Origin of the sequence: Mycolicibacterium sphagni, from assembly GCF_002250655.1 — a bacterium.
GTDB lineage: Bacteria > Actinomycetota > Actinomycetes > Mycobacteriales > Mycobacteriaceae > Mycobacterium > Mycobacterium sphagni.
The window spans coordinates 256800-280396 of sequence record NZ_NOZR01000006.1; the positions used below are offsets into that span (position 1 = coordinate 256800).

The 23597-nt window shown below is 65.8% G+C and carries 29 protein-coding genes; all 29 read right to left on the reverse strand.

The features are described 5' to 3' along the window. Nucleotides 1–3: 3 nt before the first annotated feature. Nucleotides 4–819 carry a glycine-rich domain-containing protein gene (locus CG716_RS09805; RefSeq protein WP_094478885.1) on the reverse strand — a complete coding sequence of 272 codons (816 nt, stop codon included), beginning with the start codon at nt 817–819 and terminating at the stop codon, nt 4–6. Further along, complete coding sequence (locus tag CG716_RS09810; protein ID WP_094478887.1) at nt 819–1268, reverse strand: phage gene 29 protein family protein; 450 nt, start codon at nt 1266–1268, stop codon at nt 819–821. Before CG716_RS09810 ends, CG716_RS09805 begins: the two co-directional genes overlap by 1 nt. Beyond that, complete coding sequence (locus tag CG716_RS09815; RefSeq protein WP_094478889.1) at nt 1268–2989, reverse strand: Gp37-like protein; 1722 nt, start codon at nt 2987–2989, stop codon at nt 1268–1270. The genes CG716_RS09810 and CG716_RS09815 overlap by 1 nt, the downstream gene beginning before the upstream one ends. Beyond that, complete coding sequence (locus CG716_RS09820; RefSeq protein WP_094478891.1) at nt 2990–3952, reverse strand: hypothetical protein; 963 nt, start codon at nt 3950–3952, stop codon at nt 2990–2992. Next, a complete protein-coding gene (locus CG716_RS30490) occupies nt 3949–8115 on the reverse strand; it encodes a tape measure protein (protein ID WP_207760617.1) in 4167 nt (1388 codons plus the stop codon). Before CG716_RS30490 ends, CG716_RS09820 begins: the two co-directional genes overlap by 4 nt. Continuing rightward, entirely contained in the window at nt 8115–8402 is a 288-nt protein-coding gene (locus tag CG716_RS09840) for a DUF5361 domain-containing protein (protein ID WP_094478893.1), read from the reverse strand. Before CG716_RS09840 ends, CG716_RS30490 begins: the two co-directional genes overlap by 1 nt. A 140-nt stretch (nt 8403–8542) precedes the next feature. Next, on the reverse strand, nt 8543–8845 hold the full coding sequence (locus CG716_RS09845; RefSeq protein WP_094478895.1) for a hypothetical protein: 303 nt from the start codon (nt 8843–8845) through the stop codon (nt 8543–8545). Nucleotides 8846–8942: 97 nt separating this feature from the next. After that, complete coding sequence (locus CG716_RS09850; protein ID WP_234817782.1) at nt 8943–9545, reverse strand: hypothetical protein; 603 nt, start codon at nt 9543–9545, stop codon at nt 8943–8945. Nucleotides 9546–9596: 51 nt separating this feature from the next. Then, complete coding sequence (locus CG716_RS09855; RefSeq protein ID WP_094478897.1) at nt 9597–9983, reverse strand: hypothetical protein; 387 nt, start codon at nt 9981–9983, stop codon at nt 9597–9599. Beyond that, on the reverse strand, nt 9983–10258 hold the full coding sequence (locus CG716_RS09860) for a hypothetical protein (RefSeq protein ID WP_094478899.1): 276 nt from the start codon (nt 10256–10258) through the stop codon (nt 9983–9985). The genes CG716_RS09855 and CG716_RS09860 overlap by 1 nt, the downstream gene beginning before the upstream one ends. Beyond that, on the reverse strand, nt 10259–10612 hold the full coding sequence (locus tag CG716_RS09865; protein ID WP_094478901.1) for a hypothetical protein: 354 nt from the start codon (nt 10610–10612) through the stop codon (nt 10259–10261). Then, entirely contained in the window at nt 10609–11184 is a 576-nt protein-coding gene (locus CG716_RS09870; RefSeq protein WP_094478903.1) for a hypothetical protein, read from the reverse strand. Before CG716_RS09870 ends, CG716_RS09865 begins: the two co-directional genes overlap by 4 nt. A gap of 2 nt (nt 11185–11186) precedes the next feature. Then, nucleotides 11187–12008, reverse strand: coding sequence for a major capsid protein (locus CG716_RS09875; RefSeq protein ID WP_094478905.1), 822 nt, complete (start codon nt 12006–12008; stop codon nt 11187–11189). Between the two features lie 44 nt (nt 12009–12052). Next, nucleotides 12053–12721 carry a hypothetical protein gene (locus CG716_RS09880; RefSeq protein ID WP_234817783.1) on the reverse strand — a complete coding sequence of 223 codons (669 nt, stop codon included), beginning with the start codon at nt 12719–12721 and terminating at the stop codon, nt 12053–12055. A 122-nt stretch (nt 12722–12843) separates the two neighbouring features. Further along, nucleotides 12844–13059, reverse strand: coding sequence for a hypothetical protein (locus CG716_RS09885; RefSeq protein ID WP_094478907.1), 216 nt, complete (start codon nt 13057–13059; stop codon nt 12844–12846). A 28-nt stretch (nt 13060–13087) separates the two neighbouring features. After that, on the reverse strand, nt 13088–14638 hold the full coding sequence (locus CG716_RS09890; protein ID WP_094478909.1) for a VG15 protein: 1551 nt from the start codon (nt 14636–14638) through the stop codon (nt 13088–13090). Then, a complete protein-coding gene (locus tag CG716_RS09895; RefSeq protein ID WP_094478911.1) occupies nt 14631–16076 on the reverse strand; it encodes a phage portal protein in 1446 nt (481 codons plus the stop codon). The genes CG716_RS09890 and CG716_RS09895 overlap by 8 nt, the downstream gene beginning before the upstream one ends. Before the next feature lie 19 nt (nt 16077–16095). After that, the gene (locus CG716_RS09900) at nt 16096–17817 is read right to left on the reverse strand and encodes a terminase large subunit domain-containing protein (protein WP_094478913.1); all 1722 of its coding nucleotides are present in this window, start codon (nt 17815–17817) and stop codon (nt 16096–16098) included. 7 nt (nt 17818–17824) lie between these two features. Then, nucleotides 17825–18349: a phage terminase small subunit gene (locus CG716_RS09905; protein WP_094478915.1), complete on the reverse strand. Its 525-nt coding sequence runs from the start codon at nt 18347–18349 to the stop codon at nt 17825–17827. Between the two features lie 241 nt (nt 18350–18590). After that, nucleotides 18591–18914: an Acb2/Tad1 domain-containing protein gene (locus CG716_RS09910; RefSeq protein ID WP_207760618.1), complete on the reverse strand. Its 324-nt coding sequence runs from the start codon at nt 18912–18914 to the stop codon at nt 18591–18593. Continuing rightward, nucleotides 18911–19315, reverse strand: coding sequence for a DUF2829 domain-containing protein (locus CG716_RS30495; RefSeq protein WP_207760619.1), 405 nt, complete (start codon nt 19313–19315; stop codon nt 18911–18913). The genes CG716_RS09910 and CG716_RS30495 overlap by 4 nt, the downstream gene beginning before the upstream one ends. Continuing rightward, nucleotides 19312–19701 carry an HNH endonuclease gene (locus CG716_RS09920; RefSeq protein ID WP_094478917.1) on the reverse strand — a complete coding sequence of 130 codons (390 nt, stop codon included), beginning with the start codon at nt 19699–19701 and terminating at the stop codon, nt 19312–19314. The genes CG716_RS30495 and CG716_RS09920 overlap by 4 nt, the downstream gene beginning before the upstream one ends. After that, nucleotides 19702–19974 (reverse strand): DUF7213 family protein, encoded by a 273-nt coding sequence (locus tag CG716_RS09925; RefSeq protein WP_094478919.1) that lies wholly within the window; start codon nt 19972–19974, stop codon nt 19702–19704. It lies immediately after the preceding gene. Further along, on the reverse strand, nt 19971–20648 hold the full coding sequence (locus CG716_RS09930) for a glycosyltransferase family 25 protein (protein ID WP_110883941.1): 678 nt from the start codon (nt 20646–20648) through the stop codon (nt 19971–19973). The genes CG716_RS09925 and CG716_RS09930 overlap by 4 nt, the downstream gene beginning before the upstream one ends. Continuing rightward, complete coding sequence (locus tag CG716_RS09935) at nt 20645–20842, reverse strand: hypothetical protein (RefSeq protein WP_094478921.1); 198 nt, start codon at nt 20840–20842, stop codon at nt 20645–20647. Before CG716_RS09935 ends, CG716_RS09930 begins: the two co-directional genes overlap by 4 nt. Before the next feature lie 154 nt (nt 20843–20996). Further along, entirely contained in the window at nt 20997–21530 is a 534-nt protein-coding gene (locus tag CG716_RS09940) for a class I SAM-dependent methyltransferase (RefSeq protein ID WP_094478923.1), read from the reverse strand. Continuing rightward, the gene (locus CG716_RS09945; RefSeq protein ID WP_094478925.1) at nt 21523–22197 is read right to left on the reverse strand and encodes a galactosyltransferase-related protein; all 675 of its coding nucleotides are present in this window, start codon (nt 22195–22197) and stop codon (nt 21523–21525) included. Before CG716_RS09945 ends, CG716_RS09940 begins: the two co-directional genes overlap by 8 nt. Further along, the gene (locus CG716_RS09950; RefSeq protein WP_094478927.1) at nt 22194–22886 is read right to left on the reverse strand and encodes a glycosyltransferase family A protein; all 693 of its coding nucleotides are present in this window, start codon (nt 22884–22886) and stop codon (nt 22194–22196) included. The genes CG716_RS09945 and CG716_RS09950 overlap by 4 nt, the downstream gene beginning before the upstream one ends. Continuing rightward, nucleotides 22874–23452 carry a glycosyltransferase gene (locus CG716_RS09955; protein ID WP_165774089.1) on the reverse strand — a complete coding sequence of 193 codons (579 nt, stop codon included), beginning with the start codon at nt 23450–23452 and terminating at the stop codon, nt 22874–22876. Before CG716_RS09955 ends, CG716_RS09950 begins: the two co-directional genes overlap by 13 nt. Between the last annotated feature and the right edge of the window lie 145 nt (nt 23453–23597).

The following is a 23597-nucleotide window of genomic DNA, read 5'->3' on the forward strand; positions in this document are numbered from 1 at the left end:
AGGTCACCCCCTGTAGGCGCGGAACCATGCCGCGCCAGCCCCGCCGGGGCCGCCTCGTTGGTTCAGCACCTCGCCGCCCGCGCCGCCGCCGCCGGGGCTGCGGCCCTTTGCTCCGATGAATGCCTGTTCCGTAGCACCCGGGTATAGGTGGGTGTTGAAGGTGCGGTCGCCGGGAGATTGGCCGTGGAAGTTGGCTGCTGCCCCGGCTGTTCCACCGGCCGCGGTGAGCAGAGGGGCGCCTGTCGCGCCGGCGGTGGTGTTCCCACCATTCCCCCCGTTGCGCGCCCCGCCAGCCCCGATCGAGCCGGTGATGATTGCTGTCTCCCAGGGGATATCGGTTCCGCGCACGAGGGTGTCCGACGCCCACGCCCCGGCCAGGCCGCCTTTGCCGCGGGCGATGGTGGTTCCGTCCGCACCGCCGCCGCCACCGGCGATGATGATCCGGTCGACGCGGGTTGCCCACCAGGGGATCTGGAAGCTGTAGGCCCCCAGGTCGGCGAACATCGTCGTCACATCGACGGGGGTCGGCCCGTACTCGGCGAGCAGGGTCTTGAAGTTCACATCACCGCCGGCGGGGATGGTGATCTCCCGGGACAGGGTGTCGGCGTCGGTGATGCACACGTCGACCCGATAGTCGCCGGGCTCAACGAGGCGGCTGAAAGAACCCCTGTGATCCAAGGGGATCCGGACCCGCTTCGGCGCGACCGCACTGTTGCCCTCGTTGATCAGCGAGTCCCGCACACCCCGGGGGGTGAGGGCCAGATAGCCTTCGCAGGGAAGGCCTGCGGCGTCTGTCCACGTGCCAAACAGGTTGGCCATCAGAGCACCCCTTCCTGGTGTTTCTTCTGCAACCGCTCGAACAAGGCGGCCTGCTGTTGATGAGTCAGCCCATCGAGCGCGGCGTCGAGCGGATCACCGTCGCGCTTGGGGGCGTTCTCCGGCGCGGTCCACTTCCCGGGCGAGGTCATCCAGTGCGGATCGTTCGCGGCCGGCGGCACGTACACCTTCTCCGGCTGCTTCGAGTGCCCGCATTGGGGGCATTGCAGCATCACCCCAACTTCGAACTGGTGCTTGGACATCAGCATCCCGTAGGAGGATGGGAAGCCCATCTGCCCGCCGTTCATCCCGGGCAGCGCGACGTAAGTCCACAGGAACATCTCCAGTGGATCCGCCAGGTCGCAGTTCTCCCGGGTGGGAACCATGTTGGAGAACTTCCGCGCCTTCCTCTTGTGGTCTTCGGCGTCAAAGTCCTTGGGCAGGTTGGGCATTACCACACACCTACTTCTCTGAGTGCGGCGACGATCGCCTCGATTTTTCCCCAGGCGCGCTGGGCGGGATCCTGTAGCGCTCGTTCATCACCGATGGTGGCGATCCAGTCCGCATACGGGTTCTCCGGTGTCCAGCGCAGATCCAGCCGCCGGCATCGGTCCATGTAGATCCGTTTGCGTGGATCGTTCTTGAGGGCGAAGCCGATTCGGTCTTCGAGGAAGAAGTGGCCGAGTCCGCGGTCGCCGACCATCCAGGGTGAGGCGTCGAGGATCGCTACCTTGACCGAGATTGTGGTCTTCGTTGCCCAGAACCCGGCCCGTAGCACCATGAGGGAGGCGATGGTGTAGGCCTTGTTCGCCCCGTCCTGGAAGTACTCGAAGTACCGCGACCAGCCCGAGTTTTGCGCCCGCTCAGTGGATTTGACCGACCACCAGGCGAGGATGGTGTCCTCGTAGAGCGGCTTCAGAAGGGTGTCGACAGACCCGCCCAACGAGCCGATCTGGGCGATCCCACCGAGTATGTCGAACCCGGCTTGTATGGACGCCGAGATCGCCTCATTGACGCCAGGCATGCTGTGACCACCGACGTTGACCTGGATGCCCTTGGCCGGGGAGATCGCCAGGTCGGAGGTTTGAATGCCGGACTCGTCGCCCTGCACGTAGACGACGTACGGGCATTCCTTCTTCGTGAGCCGGTTCCCCGGCTGGAAGTACTCCTGGGGAACGGTGGTGTCATTGAGGACGTTCTCGGTGGAGTCGATGAAGTCCTCAGCGAACTCGGCGACCGTGCGCGCGAGCCCGTCGAACATCGTTCCGCCGTGCGATGTTCCGATGTACACACCGGACTTGTCGACGATGTCCCACCACAGAGTGCCGTGGCGCAGGTTAGCCCCGGGCCACGGGTCCGGGTCACCTTCCAAGTACCGGGTGGGAACCACGGACAGCTCGGAGTCCTCGAGCATGATGTGGGTCATGTCGTGCCAGTTCGACCACCTGCTGGAGACGACACCCCACACGACACCGGAGGCCATGGCGTCGATGAACGACAGCGGCTTGACGACGTTCTGCCACTGCGACATGTCCAAAGCCGTTACATAGGAATGGAAGTCGAGCGGGTCGTCGGGGATGGTGATGAGCGGGTTGTGCTCACGAATGAACTGGAGATGCAGGCTGAGTAGCAGGACCCAGGTGACCGGGCCAGCCAGCAGAAATGCCCTAGGCCACTGAAATGCGGCCGGTAGGAACGGGTTACTCCATACGGAATACCATTTGGCGTTCTCGTAGTCGTGCAGCCAGGTGACGATGAGGACTTCGTCGCCGTCCTCGGTGCACCGATAGGTTGCGTTGTCGAGGCGGCCGCCCCACCGGGCCCCGCAGTGCTCGACGGTGATGTGGACGTTTCGTTTCTCGCCGCGGTCGATGCGGCCCTGCATGTCGTAGATCCACTGCGCGGCATGGGAGTCGAACGGCAGGATGGTCTGGCCGGGCCCGGAGTCGTTGGAGATCCACGAGAACTCAGCTGAGTAGGTGTCGTCGCCGAGGATGTGCTGGAGGTGCCATTCGCCGTCGTGGATGGAGGCGATCGGCTTCTGTTTCCGCAGGGCTTTCTCTGCGCGCTCCTGCTTTAGGGTTTCCGCCCAGATCGCCTCGCACTGTTGTTCCAGCGTGAGGTTGGTGGTGTCCAGCGGGTGGGGTTCGTAGTCCAACACCGCTGTGGGCATTTACTCTTCGCCCCAGGGCCGGTTGAAGCGCCGCGGCTGCACCAGCTGCGCCATCGCACCGCCGGCGGGGGCGTCGGTGTAGGAGATGGGGAGCAGCTGTTTGGGCGTGTACGGCGGGATGACGTGCATGAAGAACATGCCGTTGGGCACCAGGGCGGGCAATGCGTTGGTGAAGTTGTGGTCCCGCACCATCAGGTCGTTGGCGGTGTCGAGGCTGATGACGATTCCACCCTGATCGTCGGTGATCGGATTGAGCGGAATGGAGCGGGTCGCGTAGACCCCGCCCGGCCGGCGGTTGTACTTGGCGCCCTTCCATGACACATCCGGGATCGTCCAGGTGCCTTTGGTGAGGATCCATTTGTGCTTCATCGGCCGCGGGGTGGGGTTCTCGACCTCGATGAAGCCGGATGCTGACGTCGCCGACGACGAGAACGTCTTGATGACGTCGTCCTGATACCAGAATGGCTGACCGGCGCGGACTTTCAGGATCAGATTCGCGTACTGGGCTTCGATCGGATCGAGGTCCGGGTCGAACTCGGGCTCCTCATACATCAGGAGGTCGAGTTTGCGTTCCCCCGACTTGGCGGTGTCGATGTGCAGTGTGGTGGGTTCGGGGTCGTCGTCCCATTCGTCTTCTTCGTAGGCGAAGAGCTTCATGAACTCCGAGTCGTTGTCCTCGAACGACTGGTCTTCGCTATCCATCACGTGCAGGCCGATTTTCATGTCCCGGTGCAGCCACTTGACCGACTTCTGCTTCGACCCCTCCTGGAAAGCCCCTGACTTCCAGTTGGTTTCGACCTGGGAATGCCAGATGCCCTTCACCTGACCGGCCGCCAGGTGGATGCCCTCCCGGCCCGATCGCGGCCCGTGGACGTGCACGGATTTGCCCATGCCGGTGAACCACATGGCGCGGATTTGCCGCTCGAAATAGTCCGGTTCTTCGTCGATGAACGGGTTGCTCACTTGCCACCCATCGAAGGCCGGCCGCGGTACCGCATCGTGCGCAGCTGCTGGTAGTCGTCCATTTTGCGGCGGAGCTCGTCGGCGTTACCGACGGTGACGTTCTCCAAGATGATGCGGAAGTCGTCGCCGCCACCCATGGCCTTCGGATCCAGCTGCGGGGCCGGCTGGTTGGCGATCCGGTTCAGGTTGTTCCACTGGTCGCCGTTGAACACCGGCATCGGCTCGACCGTCTTGGACTTGTTGACGGCGATCCCCCCGGGCTGCAGCCAGCCGCCGTCGTCGAAGATGCCCACCGCGCCGCCCTTGGCGTAGCCGCCCAGGTACTGCTTGTACCGGTCGAGGAACGACTGCCCGGGCGCGGCGTTGATCGACGGGGTCGGAGCCTGCATCGGCTGCACGGGGCCGGCCGGAGGCGCGACGGGCGTGCCTGCCGAACCCGAGAGCGCGGGCTGCGTGGGGGTGCTCGCGGCGCCGCTCATCGGAGCCAACGAGGGGGCCGGCTGCTCGGGGGCCGCGGGAACCTCCGGCAGCTGGTTCTTGGGATCCTGCTGCTTGAAGGCCTTCTCGATTGTCGTCGTCGCGGCCTGCATGATCTGCTGCTGCGGCATGAACCCCATCGGATCCGTCGACAGCCAGCGCGGTGCCCCGAACGGGGTCAGCTGCTCAATCAGGGCGTCGGTGCCGATACCCAGCATCTGGGCGCCGTACTTCACGCCCCGCTTGGCGATGTTGGCGCCCATGCCGATGCCGAACTGCGCCGCGGCACCCGCAGCGCCGCCAGCACCCGGGGCGACCATGTTGACGCCCATCGAGGCGGCGGACGACGCTGCTGAGGCGGCCTGGTCGATGATGCCGTTGATCACCTCGGCGCCCATGCCGTAAATCCCGGACAGGAAGCTCGTGCCCGCAACGCTGCCGTTCCCCGCGGCTGCGGGGATGTAGCCCTCGGTGCGGAACGACTTGCCCAACTCGCCAAGGAAGTCGGGCTGCTGGTCTTGCTGCAGCTTCGCGTAGTCGCCGTGCGCCTCGGTCTGCGTCCGCAGGGCTTGCTCGAGGTCGTACTGGGCGGACAGCATCTGCGAGGCCGGGACGTCGTCCTTCCCCTTCAGGGCGTCCAGGCGGGCCCGCGACAGTTTGGCCGCGTCGTCGGCAGAGAACACCTTGTTCTCCGGATGGCTCGACGGGGAGCCGCCGCGGGCGATGATCGGCAGATCGGCCTGCGCCTGCTGGAATTCCCTGTTGAGCGAGCCGAACCCCTGCTGGGCCTGCAGCAGCGCGACCGGATCGGCGTCGGGGTTGTTGAGGACCTCGTTCAGTTGGGCTTGGGAGACCTGGACCTGATTCTGCAAGTCCGCCAAATGATTCTGCGCGTCCCGCAGCTTCGGATCGACTGCTCCACCGTCATCGAAGCCCGGAATGACCCCCGCATTCAGGGCGGAGCGGAAGGCATAAACCCCTGACTGGCCGCCCATCTTTTTGACGTCTTCAGCGTCGAGCACATGCTCACCCGGGGCGAGCATCGCCGGAATGGAGTCGACCTTTGAACTCCCCGATCCCCACACGCCGCCGCCGCCGGAGTAGCCCTGGGCCCTCCACTGGTTGAAGAACTGGGAGAGGTTCCCGGCGTACTCCTGATTCCACTTCCCCTGCGGGACAGCGCCTTGCACCCCGTACTGCAGCCACTGCAGGTAAGGACCGGAGTCACCGTTCTGCAGAGCTGCGAGGGCATCACTCTTGGCCTTCGGGCCACCCTGGGTGGCGTATCCGCCGGCCTGGTAGTTGTCGTAGAACTTCTGCAGAGACTTGTTGAAGTCGTTGGCGTACGGAGCGCCGCCGGTGTAGCCGGTGTCGGCGGTCTGGGTGGAGAACCCCATGAAGCCAACGCGCCCAAAGTTGCTTTCCGCCTGAGCCACTGCGAGAACACCGGCGATCTCCTGATCGGAGAGTCCTCGGCGGCGGCCCTCGGCGACGAGAGCGGCCACGACCTGATCGCGGGATGCGTCCGGGCCCAGCGAGGCAGTAGACGGGGTTGGGATGTTTCCGCCGGAGGTGGTGCCGCTCAGCAGCCCACCAGTGGGGTCGAACGGAGTCGAACCCGGCGCAGGTGCGGACAGCGCAGGCTGCGGCATGCCCGGCAAGGGAATTGACCGGCTCTGCCGAGTGTGAACGTGAACGTTTTTGGGGTCGTTCCCGCCATGCTCGTCGTAGGTGGCCTGGTCGTAGTAGCCCGGATTGATCTGGCCGCCGCCGATACCCGTCTTCTGATGGGTGTTCGGGTTCTCCCAGATGACCTGTTCGAGGTCTTGTGGGATCGTCGCGAGATAGTCGGCGAACTTCTGCAGGTTTTCGACAGGGCCGGTCCAGTCGATGCCGCGGTTTTCATGGTTCGGGTTCGGGGCGTAGCCCGGCTCGTTGCGGTCCGACTCTTGATGCCCGCCATAGGTGCTCGGCTTGATGCCGAAGCGGTCGGCCATCTGCATGACCCATTCCGGGAAGGTCGCACCGGTTCCGGACCCCCCGGTGTTCGTTCCGGACGGCAGCCCGTACGGAACCGACGGAAGTCCTTGCGAGGCAGCCGCTGGGCTGCCAGCGGTTGCGGGAGAGGGCAATGCGGTGGAAGGCTGCGCAAACCACCCACCGGCTGGCGGATTCGCAGCAGAGGGCGCTTTCGGACCCGGGTTGAACGGTGCAGCGCTGGGGGCGGCGTTCGCCTCTGGGATGCCGAGCAGATACTTGTCGACCCAGTCTCGTGTATCTTTGCCCGCCTCGGCCGGCGTCTTGACGTGCGTGTCCATCCAGTCGAAAAAGGCCTTGATGTCACCGAGCTTGTCGGCCGTCTCGCCAACAATGTCACCAACGCCCTTGAAGAAGTTATGGATCTCGCCGCCGTGCGAGTTGGTCCAGTTCTCAAGCTCTTTCAGCTTGTCCGTCAGCTTGTTAACGCCACCGGTGGCGCCGGCGAGCGGATCGCTGTTGGGGCCGCCCGAACCGAACACCGCGCCGATGAAATTCGCGCCGACTCGGGCGACGCTGGCGTGCATCCTGTCGATCGCACCCTGGAACGTGTCACCCATCCTGGCCGACAGGCCACCCCAGTCGTGCTCGACGGCCTTCTGCAGCTCCGTGAGGGTGACTTTGCCTTTGGAGACCTGCTTTTCGAGCTGCGCACCCGTCCAGCCGAACGTGTTCATCAACGCCGCCCGGACGTGGACGCCGTTCTCCTCGAACTGCTGGATCTCCTCGGCCATCAGCTTGCCCTTGCCGAGTACCTGGCCGAAGATCAGCGAGATCTGCCCGAACGGCTTCCCGGCCGATCCGGCGGCGTCGGCGATGTCACCGATGTACTGCTTGAGCTGGGCGCCTTCTTTCACCCCACCCGAGAGGGCTTGGGTGACGCTGTTCATCGCCTCGTCGAGCTTCACCGGGGTGCCGGAGATCACGGAGGTCACATCGTCGGTGATCTGCTTGATCTGCTCTGCGGACTTGTGCATCACCTGCAGCTGCGTGGTCGCAGTCTGCAGGGTCTTCAACCGGTCTAGACCCGAGAACAGCGTGTAGCCGACCAGGCCGCCGCCGCCGATTCCCAGCGCGCCGGTGAGGGTGGTGCTGATGGCGCCGGCCATGAGGCTTCCGGTGCGCCGCGCGGTCTGGACACCAGCCTGTTCGAGGGGAGCGAAGACCTGCCGGCTGCGCACCACCCCGACGCTGTGGAATTCGTCGTAGAAGGCCCTCGACGCGTCGCGGGCGTTCAGTGCGTTGCGGAACTCCGCTTCCCACCTCTTGGCGACGTCGGTGCCGCCGCCGCGCATGGAGGTCTGAAGGGCGGAAGCATAGTTACGGCCGGCGACGAGGGCGTCCCGGCGTGCCTGATCGTTGCCTGCGGCCAACGACTTCAGCAGCTGCTTGGACGCCTTATCGCCTGCCCCGCCGAGCTCTTTGGCCAACGTGCGAGCAAGACTCGAACCGAGCTCACCCGTAGAAGCCTTGGTGCCCTTCGAAACCTCCGTCGCCAGCGAGGAACTCAGCTTCTGGCCGGCAACTTGGCCGGCGCGGGAAGCGGTGCCCTGCAGGCTGTCGAAATCTGCGCTGACCTGCTTCATCGCCGAGGCGTACTTCACCGTGAGGTCGATGTAGCCTGACGCCAACTTCGCAGCACCGGACATCAGTCATCACCTCCCTTCCCGGAGAACAGGTCATGCAGCTTCTGCGCGCGATTCGATGAGTCGCGCGGCTTGAGCCCCAACAGGGCCCGAATCTTCGACCGCGGAGCGGCTTTCACCTTCGGCTGGACACGCTTGCGCCGCTCCACGCCGGGCCGCTCGATCGGGTCCGGCATGTTGCGGTTTCGGCGGCCGTCCTTCGTCTTGGCCCACTGCAGCCACCGCAACACGTCAGCGATGGTGGCCAGAAGGTGATTCGTCAACGTCCACCCGGCTTTGTCGGGGTACATCGACCGGTACAGCTCGGTGCCCTCACCGGAGCGTTCGACGATGGTGATCAGATCCGCCCAGTCGAACCACTCACACGGGCAATACCGAAGGCGCAGACCAAGTTTGATCAGGTCAAATTCGAGCGCGGAGCCGTGGTCCTCTACTGTTCGGAGGACACCTCGGATTTTGGGATGTCAACCTCACTGGCCTTCTGCCACGCGGCCATCAGCGGGTCCATGTTCACCGAGTTCGGGATCGAATCCCACCACGCCAAGGTGTCAGCATCCATGCCCCACTCGAGGAGCAGCCACGTCGCCTCGGTCGAGTTGCCGCGGGACTGGCGGAACACTTCGTTGGGGATCAGCCGAGCCGACCGCATCGTCAATTCCCGGATGTCCTCTTCGCCGTCGACGTTGACGAATTCGAATTCGAACGTGACGGTGGGGGCAATCTTTGCAGCCATCTGTCGCAGCCTCACTTCGTGAATTGGTTTTGCGCAGCCGGGGATAGACCCGTGGGGAGCGGCCCCGGCTGCGTGGAGTACTCCCCACGGGGCCTAGTTACGAACCGGTGGTCTTACCGTCGTCGGTCCAGGTGCGGGCGTTGTCCTTGAACCCGTCATCACCTCTCGCCAGTTCGGATTCGAACGCCTCGATCGTCACCTTGTACTCGATGGTGTCGGTGTGAACGATCTTGACGTCGCCGGTGTCGATGATCTCGCCCTCCGGAATCCAGGTGCGATGCCGCGCGCCCAGCTCGGAGTCGATGGTGTCGATCACCCACTGCAGATGCGGGGTGCGCTTGGAGTTCTTACGCACCTCGATCTGGGTGCCGTGCTCACCGTCGGCCGGCGTCACGGTCACGTTCGACGCACCCCAGATCGCCTTGAGCACATCAGCGTTCAGCGATTCGAGGAACACCAGCTCGTAGGTGATGCCGAACTCGGTGTGTAGCACCTTGACGACCTTGCCGCCGAAGTTGCGCTTCTTGTCGATCTTCCGGTCGACAATTTCGGTGAAGCCGTCCTCTCCGACGTCACCCAGGTCGAGGAACAGCGAATCCAGCTCGGACACAGCCGAGGTGGGAGGATCGGCACTCAGAGGGCCGGCGAAGATAGTTCCTTCTGCGGCCGGTTCAGCCGCGTACACAAGATCATTGGACATTTGTCACCCTTTCAGGCACGGTGCAGCCGGGGCCCGAGTAACAGGTGCGCCTTAAGCGGTGGCGCGGATCAACAGGTCAGCGGTGACTTGCCACCGGACCTGGTCGGTGATGGTGGGGTGGGGAAAATCGCCGGGTTCACCGATGACGTTCACCCTCCGCACACCGATGTGGTGGTACTTGCTGTCACAGATCAGGCCGCGCACCGTTTCGGCGAGTTGGCCAGCTTGAAAGGGCTTGGGAGCCCAGCATTCCGCGATGATGCGTCGTGTCGACAGAACAGGCTTTGGATTGCCTGTCGCGGGTGCTGTGGAGATGACGACGAACCTGCCCGGCCGTGGCGCCGCCGGGATCCGGGGAAAGACCTCGACCCCTTCGATCTCGGAGCGGGTGAGTAGATAGTCGATCATCGACTTCTGGATGACGGGGAAGATGTCCACTAGTCGGACCCCACGTGGAGGTTCTGGACCAGCCGGTTGTGGGCGGCGTTGTCGGCCATCGCCGCATCCGTGGCGGTGATGACGGTGGCGCGAAATCCGCCCTTCTGCAACACCTTCGAGGGGTCACCTTCGGTGCCGGCCTTGTACCCTCCGTCGCCGAGGCCTGAACCGGAGTTGCAGGCGTCTGCGATAGCTTCAGCCCGGCGGACACCCTCAGTCTTGACAACCTCGGCCACCAGCTCCGACCAGGCAGGCCTGTTGAACTTCAGGCCCACTCAGACCACCGCCGTGACACTCTTCAGCACGAGAGTCAGGCCGGGCCGCCAGCCGTGGAAGCCCACCCCGTCATCTATGCCGACGACGAGATATTGCCCACGGCCGGGAACGGTGACCCGATCCCGCGCGGTCCACTCAAACCCCTCGATCGGGATTTGCATCCGGATCTGATCGGTGTCGAGGGCGACGTGCCCGTCGTCACGGAGAACGGTTTGGCGGCTCGAGTACGAGATCACCTTCCGCTCGACCGGATCCGCCCAGACGTCGGTTTCCTCGTTCATCTCGTCCCTTGGGCCCGGGGAACGGGTCTCCCACTGGACCGGGAGGTTCGCGGGGAATCCGGCGGTGGTCATCGGAGGACGATCACCGTGACCGGGCGGTCCCGGTAGGAACGCGCGAAATCGATATCGTCGTCGGTGAGTTTCACCGACGAGGACACCCAGTCGGCGAACCGCTGCTGGAACTGCTCGGAGGCGAGGAACGTCGACTGCGCCACCGCCGAGGTGGGATCCACGGTGAGGTAGCGGGCGACGATCGCGGCGACCGTGCCTTTCACCTCTTCGGGAACTTCCTCACGGTGGGTGTAGTCGAGCTTGACCACGACACCGGTGCCGACGCTTCGCCGGCGAACTGTGAGCACGAGCTCGTCGTCGTCGACCTCGAAGTGGAGGTTGTCGACACCGGTGACGGAGTGGACTTCACCGCCGTCGCCCAGGCCGTCGGGCAGGGTGACCCGCCCGGCGACCGTGATCAGCTTGACCTTCGTGCGGCCCGGGGTGAACTGGCGGCCGGCTTCGCGCCGGAACTCGCGGCTGATCTTCGGGAGCAGAAGGTTCGCCCGGAACACCTTGGCGCCCCCCAGCGCAGCCTCGTCGGCGAGGCCCAGCGCGTGGGCGACGTCGTCGAGGCTGGCCAGGGGATCCACGGTTAGCTGCCGCCCTTGTTGAAGACGCGGACACCTTCGGGCTTGACGACCTTGCCGCCGTAGACGTGCAGACCGCGGATGCGGTCGGCGAACTTCTTCTCCGCCCGCATGGCTTCGATCTCGTCGATCTGCGACACGTAGGCCGCGGCCCGCGGGTGGTAGAACACCGCCTGCGGGTGGTTGACGGCCGGCAGGTGGAGTGAAGCCACCGTGCGGAAGTTCAGCAGCTGGCCGATGGTGGCCGTCCGCAGCCCGTTGTTGTCGCCGCTGTAGGCCACGTTGGTGAGCTTCGAATCCGCACCCACCAGCAGGCGCTGGAAGTCGGCGTTGATCACCGCGATGCGGCCGTTGGCCGGCACCTTGGCCTTGGTGAGGTCGCGCTGAGCGTCGGCGAAGATGTCGAACGCGTCGTCACCAGTGGTCGGGACGGAACCGCTCATCGCGGTGCCGTGCTCGACCAGCATGTTCGCGATGAACATGTCGGCGTCAGCGATCAGGCCGTCGGCTGCGGCATCGGTGTACGGGGAGAGAGAGCCGGCCGACTGCGACTTGTCGATGTCATCGATGTAGAAGTCGAAGTTCTTCTCCTGATCGATGAGCAGATCGATATTCACGTCATCGATCTCATCGGGCTCCGTCAGTCGGTTGTTGCCCTTGTAGTCCTTCACCTCGGGCGGGACCACACCGGTGATGTGGACGGTGTTGCCCTTGGTGGCGATGCCTTCGTACTCACGGTTCACCAGGGAGGGGAACACGTTCTCGGCGGTCCACCGTTCGAGCATCTGGGCGACCCAGAGCTCCGGAATGAAATGGGTGATTGCCATGGCTGGCTACCTACCTTTCGCGAAAGAAGTGCCTTTGCAGGCGATTACGTCGATTTGCCCTTCAGCTGATTGAGGCGGCCTTCCTTGTCGGCGGCCAGGATCTGCTGAGGGGTCATGCCTTTGAGTTCTTCACGAGTGACCTGCGTAGGCCCTTCGATCCGCTCGCTGCTGGTCACCGTCGACGCCGGCGCGGCGCTCGGCGGTGTCTTCCCTGCGGCAGCGAGTGCGTCCTCTACTGCCTTTGCCACCAACGTTTTGTGCCGCTGGGCGGCGGCGCGCATCTCCTCTTCGGTATTGCCGGTGAGCACGTCAGGATCGACCTGCTCGGTGCGGGCAATCTCTGCGCGGAGCCGCGCGGTGCGCTCGGCGTTGAAATCCTCACGCAGCTTGCCGAGTTCGGCCTTCGGATCGAAATCCGACGGATTGAACTCGGCCGGGTCCACCCCGAGTTCCACGGCCAGATCGCGAAGCTTCTTCGCATTGGCCTTGGACCGGTTCTCCCACTTGCCCTCTTCCTTGTGGACAGCGCGGAGGCGGTCCAGTTCGGCTCGCTCGCTGGCGGTCAGCTGGTCACTTTGCGTGGTGCTGGCCTCCGGGGCCTTGGGCTCAGCCTTGGTGGGCTCCGCGGGTGCTGCAGGTGCAGCGGCGGGGGCCCCGGGCATGCTGTTCGGCGTAACGGTGGGGGTGGTGGTGTCAGTGGCGGTTTCAGTCATGGAAAGGAACTCCTAGCGTTTCGCTTCGAGTTGGCGCCCGTTGCGGGCATGAAAAAACCCCAGCGTCGATGTCGCTGGGGTTGGCCGCCGGAACCGGTCCGGGGGTTGTCTACGTGCCCTGGTTAGGGCTTGTCGAGCTGCTTGCCGAACGCGACCCTGGCGGCCTGGATCAGGCTTGCCGGCGGGTTCGGCGCGGCTGCGTCGACGTCGAGGAGTGCCTCGGTGGTGTGCTGGTCGAGTCCGACACCTTCGGGTACGCCGGCGCCTTTGATCGCGTCGGCGAGGACGGTTTTGAAGGTGGCGCGCAGCTCGGCGTCAGTCGGGACTCCAGCCAGCATCGCGCACCTCCTTTCGTGGTGCCCGATTCTACTGCTTGGTCGACTGGGCGACGAGTAGCTTGTGCAGGGCTTTCGATGTCGGCAGGGCGGCGTCGCCGTTGAGTTCGACGTCTGCGAACGCTTCGGCGATGGCCTCGCCCTCGTTCAGCTCGAGGTGTCCGGTTTCCCGATTGGTGGCCACGCTGTAGCCGGGGAGGTTGGCCCTGTCGGCGATCCAGTCGGCGAACTTCGGCTTCCCGGGCCGGGTGTCGGCGTCGTACACCTCACGGACGGTGGCCAAGGCCAGTCGCCTGGAATTTCGCATGCCGGCGGTGTCGAGGGCGTGGCCGAGTTCGTGGACGATCGTCGCGTAGAACGGCTCATGCTCGAACCCGCTGGGGTGGAACCGTTCCCGAACATTCCGCGACATCGCAGCGTCCATGGCTTTCGGGTCGCGCACCCACTGCTCGCCGAGTCGTACCTCGAGGGTTCGATCTGCGTCGCGCCGATATTTGGCCCAGGCGTAGGTGTTCGCTCCGACATCGCCGACGCTCACCTTTTCAAGCTTGATCTGCGGATATTTGGTGAGGATGTCGTCGACAGCCCTGCTGTACTGCCGCAACGCGTCGATGTTGTTGCGCTGCTTGGTGAAATTGTCGACTTGCAGGCCGTGTTTGGCGGTGAGGTAGTCGCGGAGCTGGGTGGCGTCGGCCTGATTGATGCCGATCCGGTTGACCTCGTTGACGATCCCTGGGGCTGGCCGCGGCGCCGGTTTCGGAACAGACGGGCGCGGCTTCGGCGGCTGTAGGTCGCCGGGCCCAGTGAAGTCGTGATTCCGCCAGGCTATGACTGGGCCGATCTCGCCGTGCTCATGGGTGATGATCAGCTCGCGGTAGTCCGGCATCCGGCCGCCGCGATCGGCGATCCCTGCGAAAGCCTTCACCTGCTGGTGGGTGTCCTCGAGCATCTTGGGGTCGATGACTTGGTCGAGGTCCATGCCGGGTTCGAGCTCGTCTACCCGGCAGTCGCACGCGGGGTGGATCGGGAGGAGATTCTCGACCTTGTATCGCTGCGTTGCCGCGATCAGGCACATCGCGCACGATTCGCGCCCGGTCGGGACCCGCCGGTAGTACTTGCGGCCGCCGTCCCGCATCGACCGGCGACCCTGCCGGATGGCGGCCATCTGGAAGTCGGTGTCGACCGCGTTCTGCAGGCGCCGCAACCCGATCTCGCTGGCTTCGGTCTCGGTCTTGCCGAGGACTTGCCGGTTGAACGCTTGCTGCCGGAATGCGCGCGCGTAGACGTCGGCTTTCGTGACGCCGCCCTCACGGTTGGCGATGTCCGCGGGGATCACCGGTGATGGCCGGCGGCCGAACTTCTGCGCGAAGTACACCGAGGTGAGGTTTCCGGCGGAAAGCTGTGCAGCCAGCACGGTTTGGGCGATCATCCCGATCACCGGATCCGGTGTGGCACCGAGTGCGCCGAGTTGGTACTCGGCCCACACTGCGACGATGTACTTGCCTAGCCTGTCGCGGATGTCAGCCAGGGCGTTGTCGTAGCCCGTCTGTTCGGGGGTGGCGAGGAGGGACTGGCTAGGCATTTACCGGCGCGGGCTGTGTCCGCGGCGGGCCGGCTTGTCCGTTGCCGGACGGCTGTTCAGACGTTGGCGGCTGCTCGGTCGGCGTCGGTGCGAAGCTCATCGCCGTGAGCCGCTCCTGGGCGCGGTCGAGATTGTCTTGGGCGATCTGTTCGGGGCTGTAGCCGAGGATGTTCCGGGCGATCGACTGCCACGACTCCCCCGCCTGTGAGGCTTGCGCTGCCGCGGCGTACATCTCGCTGAGGGTGACTCGATCGACCGGCTTGAACCGGACGTCGACGACGACGTCGTCGGTGAGGTCAGCGCCTTCGGTCTTCAATGCGAGTGCCAGCGCGGCCTCGATACCCGGCTCAGCTTCGTCGAGACGCTCAGAGCATTTGAAGACGTGGCCGTCGCGCGCTTCGTTGGCCCCTTCGGCCGTCTGGTTCGCGCCGTCTGGCAGCAGCCAGGACAACGGGGTGCGCGTGGCGGATCCGAGGTGCCGGATGTCGTCCTTCGACGCATTGAGCATCCCGGTGATTTCCGTGACCGAGGACTCGCCGAGGTCGATCCCGGCGGGGAGGTCCCAGACGATTCCCGGCGCCGGCTCGAACAGCTTGGCGTAGTCGATGACGTTGCCCTTGGAGTCCTTATCCGGCAGGACGACGCCTTTGTCCTTCTTCAGCCAACGCTGACGGTAGGCCTGCATCGCCGACGTGGTGAGCCGCTCCAGGATCCCGTGATTGACGCGGTCGATCACGTCGGTGTGGATCTCGAATTCGCCTGCGTGCCCCGGGTTGTTGTAGACGATGACCGGCGGTAGGCCGTCAACTTCCTCAGCTTCGCCGTTGGCGGTCCACTGGCCTTGACTGAGCCGGACGGGAAGTCCGGCTTCCTTGGTGGAGTTCTCGCCGATGTCGCGGAAGAACTTCTGCCGCATGCCTTCCATCCAGACGATGGCCTCGTCGCGCTCAGCGTCGACGTCGCGCCACCAGCGGACCGCGGCGCGGACCTTCCACGGCTGCAACGGATCCACTGACACCCGCATGGACTCGGGACTGTCGGCGGCGATGAGCGCCTTGCCGTCGTCGTCGGTCCACACCGTCAGGTAGGACTCGCGGAAGGTGCAGCCGAACCGGAGCCAGTCACGGAATACGCTGGCCATGCGGTTGCGGGTCCAAATGGCTTGGGCCTGCTTGGCCAGCGGCGAGTCGATGGATCCGCCGACGGTGACACCGTTCGGGATGATTCGGGAGACAACGGCTTCGACGATCAGGTTGCCCCAGTTGGTGCGGGACTTCCGCTGGAACTTCACCCACGCCTCGCGGGTGTTCTCGCTCATCTCCGGCATTGGCGCGTTGCCGTCCACATAGGACCGCAGTTTCGCGATGCGGGCCCAGTCGAGGTCGGCTTGCCGGGTAAGTACCCTCAGCCATTCTTCGGGGGTTGTCGGCTTGGCCATGGCATACCCCCTTCTCGGGTCAGCGGAGACGCCGCGGCGCCTCCGTCTTGGGTTGGGGCTGCGCACCTTCTCGGCGTGCATCCAAAGCTGCTGTCCAGGAAAGGCATCCGGACATGCCGAAGTCGAATTTGTCTTCGGCGCGGCCGTCCATCTTCTGCATCACGAACAGCGGTTTGCCTTCGTCGTCGACGATGTTGAGGTCCTTGCGGCCGGCGTTGCCGAGGTGCCGGAGGAACGCATCGCAGGTGCCTTCGATGTGATCGGGTAGGCCGATCATTCCGGCGGTCTCGGTGCCGCAGATCTCGATGCTGCCGGACTCGAATGCCTCGTTGTAGGCGCGGATCGCGAACGCCATCTGGCGTGGCCGCGCCGTCCACCACTCGACGATCTGGTCAGGCCAACGGGTGGCCCAGTTCGCGATGGTCTCTGTCCAGTGCGGAGGGTCGAAGTACCCGCGCCACACCTCGAACCGCTCCATGGTCTGCTCCATGACCGCGGTGACTTCGACTTCGTCGACTTCCCAGGGCAGCGGCTTGCCGTCCATGCCGATCTGATCTGGGGGCCGCTCCCACCGACCGACGAGTTCCTGTTTGCCGGTGTAGATCTCGGTGATCACGATGCCGGTGGAGTCACGGAAACGGGCGCCATCGAATCCGATCGTCACGAACGCGCCGTGCGAGATCCGCACACCAGGGCAGGCCAGGGTGATGATCTTCGGCATGTTGAAGGCCTGCGACCCGGACTTGCGCCACCGGTTGAGCCACACCCGTTCCCAGTAGGCGCGGTCGACGCCTTCACGGTCGTAGTCCTCGGCGATCGACTCGAACTGGCCGGGACCCCACTCCCCGCCGGGCCCTGTGGCGTCGGCGATCGCGGCGATCCGCTTCTCCTTGGTGGACAGGTCGTCGTGCTCGGGGCCTGCCCAGCGGGAGAAGAAGAAGAAACTCGGCGCCTTCTTCTTGCCCTCGGAGACCTTCTCGGCCTCCCGGCGGACGTCCTCCTGGATGGACTGCTGACCCGGCTGGCCGGCGGTCGATGTGTACAGCGTCCACGGCTCCTCCAGGGGCCGCTTGTTCATGTTCTGCAGCATCGTTTCGTGCGCGGCACGCACACGCGGCAGGAACAGCCGGTGGGGCTCGTCGAAGTGCTGGAAAGTCGTGCGGGCGCCGTCTCGGGAGCCGGGGGCTCCGGACACCGGGACCGCTTCGCCGGCCTTCCCGCCGTCGGGCCCGTACCGGATGATCCGCTCGAGGCTGGGATCGAACAGGTCCGCGTCGGGCGAGTTCTCGACGACGTACTTCAGGACGCCGTAGGCGAGCTCGGACACCTGCTCTTCGGTGACCGCCATCATCGGGATGTAGGGGGACCGCACCGGCCGCCCGACCGGGTTGCCGTAGGCGTCGAAGCCGTCGCACCGCACCGGGCCTTCGGGGTGCAGCTCGGCGAACGTGATCCACGCGGCCTTCTCGGTCTTGGCCAGACCCTTGCGGAGCTCCAGGGCGCCGCGCTTGAACCGCCGGCGACCGGCCAGCCTGTGCGGGATCTTCTTCTCGACGTCGGAGTACTGCGGGTAGACCTCGTACAGCCGGTAGATCAGGCCCCGGGTCTCGGCATCGAGGACCGCCTGCTGCCCCTCCAGCGACCCCGGCCCGAACACGCACCGGTCCTGGATGAAGTCGCAGAGCGCCGGGCCGAGCGTCGGGAACGAGAGATCGAGAGGCGGGACGGTGAGGACCGTCACAACCGCGCTACTGGGCTTGCGGGAAGGCTACGACGTTGTTTTCGAGGGCAAGGCGCGGGTCAGTCTCGGGCGCCGGCTGCGGGTTCGTTGGCGCGGCCGACGCACCGCCCTTCCCTTGGCCGCCCGCCGTCGCCTTCTTGGCCGACGCGATCGTCCACTCCAACCGGCGGCGGTCGTACGGCGTCAGGCCGTAGTCCTTCTGCGCCAGCCGAACCTCGGCGTGGGTCTTCGCGCACGGATCCCGCCAGTAGTTGTCGATCAGCGCAGCGAGCCGCACCAAGCCATGGATATCGGCGTCGAGGTACTCGCCGGCCATCGGTGACAGCCAGACGTCGTCCCACCAGTCCAAGGTCTCCGGGCACCAGTCGACCACCCGCCGGACACCGTCATCGTCGGGCACCAGCCGCGGCGGCAGTTCGGGGATCTCGACATCCTCGATGTCGTCGTCGTCATCCCGTTCTTCCAGGACCGCAGCCGACGACGCCTTGTTCCGACGCCGCCGCGTGGACGGATGCTTCTTCTGAGCGGGCATGGGACTGACCTCCGTATCGGAGCGGAACCGGCCTGAACGCCCGTATCGGGCCAGGTCAGATGGGTAAAACGCCGCGCGAGACCGCCAGCCGGGCCCCCGGCCCCCAAAACGTGGGGAACCGTACAGAGCACAATCTGCAGCTTCGGCCGTAGCGTCGTGGACACCCCCCTACGGGGTCCCCCCACCCCCTGGCTGGCGCGTTTCCGCAGGTCAGAGCGTTGCGGCGGTGCGGGTCGTCGGGTCAGTCGGTGGGGTGGTGTTCGGCCAGCTTGCCGGGGGCGTTGATGTCGCCGTGGCGGTTCTCGACGGCGGTGCCGACGCGCACGCCGTTACCTGCTCCAGGGCGGGCGATGGCGGCGTTGGCCCAGAACATGGCCTCTTCGAGCTTGGTGAGCGCCAGTGCCTTCTCGCGGCCAGGTGGAAGGTCGGCGTCGAGTTGGTGGCCGAGCGCTTTGCAGGATGCCCGGACCTTCTCGTGCTGCGCGGCGACATCGGATGTGCTCGCCGGGTGGAAGCTGAAGCGGTTCTCGATGTCCGCGCTGCTCTTCGGGTCGTGGTAGGTCATGCGATGCCCCAGTCTTCGGCCAGCATGTCGGTCTGGCTGGCCAGCCACGGCACCAGCGTGAGCGGCTTGTCGGACGGCCCGTGCGGCGTCACCAGGTAGATGTACGGCACGTTCATCTTCGAGCCCAGGTCAGGGCGTTGAAGCTCGATGTACATTCCCTTGCCGTTCCACCCTGCGCGGCAGACCTTCTCGCCAGCCTTGAGCTGTCGGATCGCTTCGCCGAAGTCCATCGGTGCAGCCTTTCGGTTGAGTGCTGTGAGCAGGTCTCGGCCGAGACCCAGTTCGCGCGCTTGGGCGGCGGTGAGTATCCCGCACGGGCAGTTGGCGTTGGCCAGGATCCGGTGGAGCGCTGAAGCATCACCGTCGGGCGGGGCGACGAGGCCGCCGTTGCGGTAGGTCACGGCAGCCTCTCCCTGTCGGGCACGTGGTGGCCTTGTGCTCGGTGGCCTTCGTCGGATGACTTGACCTGATGGCATTCGGGGCAGGCAGCTTGGCCGTTCGATGGGTCGAACTCCAGGCCGCCCTCAGCGACCGCACGGATGTGGTCGGCTTGGCCGCGGCCCGGGCCGGCGTCGCCCGTGCAGATCCCGGCGTAGCGGATCTGGCAGCGATGCCCGGCGTTGATCAGCACCAGTTGGCGCCACGCTTCGTGCTCGGGGGTTGTGGTGCGTTGGGTGCGGCCGTCGGTGGGCCAGCGGGAGTTGTGGCTTGGGCAGGCCCGGACACCGGCCGGGACGAGCTCTCGGCAGTCCGGGTCGCCCGCGCAGTACTTCGGCGCCCGGGGCATCTACTCGGCAACCCTGGCGTGCGCTGTCGTGAGGAGCCCGGCCGTGATGTAGCCGGGCTGCCAGCCGTGGCGCGGGAAGATGTTCGTCCCGCCGCAGCGGTCGCCGTCTTCGTCGATCCACTGAGTGCCGATCAGCAGGACAGCGTCGACAGCCACCAGGTCCGGGACCTCGCCATGTTCGAGGGCTTTCGCGTTCAGCATGGCGGTCATCTTCGTGATCGCCACCTCCAGCGCCTCATACGCTTCGGTGCGGAGCTGCTCGAGGTCGCTCACGCCATCCGCCGGGAGAAGTGGCGGGCCGGCGCGCGGCCCGGCAGTTGACCAAGAGCGACGGTGGTGCTGTTCCATGCGGGTCGGCCGCCGTGCGCCCACGCTGTGCGGGGGCCGCTGTCGCGGGGCGCGCCGTCAGCGCGGGCCGTGATCAGTGGGGCGGTGTCGGCGTGGTTCAACAGCGACGGCCGCGTATAGCCGACGAGGTGGCCGCGGGCCTTCGCCCACTGCGTGATCGCCTCGTCGATCGGCAACCCGCGGTCGGTCGAGTGGAGCATGTCGTCGACGAGCTCCGCCCGCATCGCGGTGCCCACCGCGTGACGCAGCTGCGTCGACAACGCCCAATGCGCCGGATCGTTGCGCACATGGGCGATATCCATCTGGCCGGCCACTGGATACGTCCGCCCCAGATACAAGCCGACGATGTCGGTGGGTGCGACAGCGAGAGCGTGCTCGAGCTGCTCCCGGAAGTCGTCGCACGGGACCGCGTCATCCTCGACGACCACCAGCCAGTCAGCGCGCCGCTCGAGCAGAGCAGCCCACACCGTCAGGTGATTCCCTGTGCAGCCGAGCTCGCCATCATCCACAGACACCCAGTCGGGGCCAACTGACAGCAACAGCGCCAAAGCCTGCGTCAGGCGGGCGGTGTGCGCGACAACCCCGACTGCGACGCTCACTTGCGGGCGTGGCCGAGGTCGATGATGCGGTACTCACGGCAGCGGGACCAGCCAGCATGGCAGCCGGCCAGAATCGCTTTGGAACCGAGCATCCCGCGACCGTGCTGGTGAGTCTTGGCGCAGTGCGGGCACTTGACGTTCACATGCTTGCCGCTCACCGACACCACTTCGGCGACACCGGACAGCCAGCTCATCGTGTGGCCCGCTTGGCTCGGCGGCGGGCCGCGCGGTTCGTCGGGAACCAGCGCTCCGGGGTGGAGTCGACGTGGCCGGCGTGGAAATGCGGGCCGCCGAATACTGCAGCTCCGTCAGGGCAGCTGCAGTTGTCTTGGGCCATCGGCGCGTAATTCATCGGGGGTCTGTCCGATCTGACGTCGGGGAAGCTGTCCACCAATACCGGCCGACCACGTCCCCCCGCCACGTATCGCAGCCGGGGAGCTGGTCGGCCATCTCGTCGAACGTCCACTGGTCAAGGTGGGCTTCGTGTTCGTTGCCGTCGTGCCCGTGCTGCGGGTAGTCGATGATCGGGACAGACACCATGATCTCGGCGGCCGCGGCGCGGGCCCGCGCCAGGAACGCGAGAGCGTCTGGGCGGGTGAGGTGTTCGATCACATCACCGGCGAGCAGTGTGAAGGGCTCGCGGGGGAAGCTGTAAGTGCGGGCGTCGGCGATGACGACTTCGTCGTACTTGCGGGTCAGTTCGAACCGGTCGACGTAGGGGGCGTGGATTTCCACGCCGATCCAGTGCGCGTCGGCCCGCCACCCGCGGGCGAGGTCACTGTAGGTGCCTTCACCGCAGCCGATATCCACCACGACGGGTGTCGTGGTGGCGGCGATGCGGTCGACGGCCCAGTCGCGGCCTTCCGGATGTGATCTAGGCATGTTGGGCGGCCCGGAGTTGGCTGGCGTTGCGTGCCCGCTGATATTTCAACCAGCGGTTGAGGTTCCGCACATAGCCGGGGTCACGCATCCTGGTGGCTTGATCCGATGCGGGTTCGTGCCATAGGTGGAAAGCGCAGCCGTCGACGCGGCGCGGCGGGCCGCCGAGGATGGTGGCTGCCTTCCAGAAGGCGTTGTCCTCGCCGCCCCACCCGACGAACTTCTCGTCGAATCCGCCGACGTGGTCCCACAGTTCGCGGCTGACGACGAGCATCGACGATTGGGTGGCGATGTCGTCGGTGCGGATTCGGTCAATCCCGAACGTTGTCGGGTCGATGATGTTGCCGGCGAGGATGGTGCGGGTGCACGCCTCGCCGAGCTCGACGACGCTGGTGAGCGCCGACACGAGACCAGCAGCGGCCTGGTCGACAGCCTTGGCGAGGTTGGTCGGGGCAACCCATGTGTCGGCGTCGGCGATGATCGCAACATCCCAGTCGCCGGCGTCGTTGGCTGCGCGGTTCACCGCGGCGGACCGGTTGAACGGGCCGTCGTCGTGTGCGCCTTCAACCACCGTGTAGGGCAGGCGGTTCCAGAACGCACGCTGTACGAAGGCCCACAGTTCGTCGCGGTGGCCGTGGTCGGGGCGGTACGGCACCAGGACGGGGATCACGGGATGCGGTGCCCCACTTCGGCCATCAGCTCTCTGGCTTGGCGCTGCGCGCTGGGCCCGCGGAGGCGGGCCAGCTGCTGCCAGAGGCGGTAGTTGCGGCGTGCCTCGCGCCGGTTGGGGTCACGGTCAGCCGGTGGATGCCACAGATGCAGAGTGATGTGCTCGGCGGTCCAGGTGACCGGGCCGTCGAAGATGCGGCACAACTCGAACCACACCTGATCTTCCTGCCCCCACGGTCCGAGGGCCGGATATCCGCCGATGCGGTCGTAGAGGCTGCGCGGGACGGCGAACACCCCGGAACAGGGGCGGGCGTAGATGCCGTTGTCGCCGAAGTCTCGGGGGCGGCAGAACCATGCACCCCCGGAGAGGATCCGGTCGCTGGATGCCTTCGACAGGTACATGTGCGAGTCGGCGCAGATGACCATGCGGTCCTCTGCGATGCATTGCGTGACAGCGGCTTCGATCGCGTCGGGGTGGGCCAGGGTGTCGGCGTCGTTGAAGACGATCGCATCCCACTGGCCGGCCGCCTCGGCGGCCTGGGCGCGAGCCTCGCCGGGGCCGGGGTCGTGGCCTTCGAACCGCGGCCACTGCGGGTAGTGGCGGGACATCCAGTCGCGGACGAACATCCACGCCTGATCGCGGTGTCCGCCGTCCGGCCAGCGCGGGACACCGATCGCTACGCGTGCCACGACTTCGCCCAGTAGTGCAGCGTCCAGGACCAGGGCTTCACCTTCGATGGGTGGGCTTCCTCGGACCAGTGGGCCGGGTAGAAGGCGTCCGGCGGGAGCAGGACGACATCGTCGCGGCCGGTCACGATTTCGGTGAAGGTCGCCACCCCGGCGGCTTCGGTGCCGTGGTGTCGGCGTTCGATAGCGAGGTCGAGGAAGTCGCGCAGCACGGGGTGGTGCGGTGGGAATCCCAGCACGGCGTTGCAGACCCGTTTTCCGTCTTCCCAACCGGCGAAGGCGGGCAAGCCGACGAGGTTGTCGAACGGCTTGAACACCTCGACGTCGGAGTCGATGTACACCCCGCCCCAATGCCACAACTCTTCCGCCCGAACCAGATCAGCGAGCTGCGCACCGGTTTCGCAATCCGGCCAGTACGGCGCGGTGCGGGGAAACAGGTCGGGGTCGTGCGGCTGGCGTCGCGTGACGTGCTCCCAACCGGGGTGCAGCGCGGTCGCGCCCGCCCACCAGGTCTCCACCTGCGCGGTGGTGTGCTCGGGGACAACGCGGACCAGCCGGCGCGGGATCACAGAAGGTTGGAGGGGTTCGCAGCCATCAGGGGACTTCTCTCGTCGGACTTCCTCAAAGAGGCGGACCGCACCCGATTCGGGGCACAAAAAAACCGCCAGCCTGCAGGCATGGCGGTACTACGTCGGATTGAATGGTACTACAAAT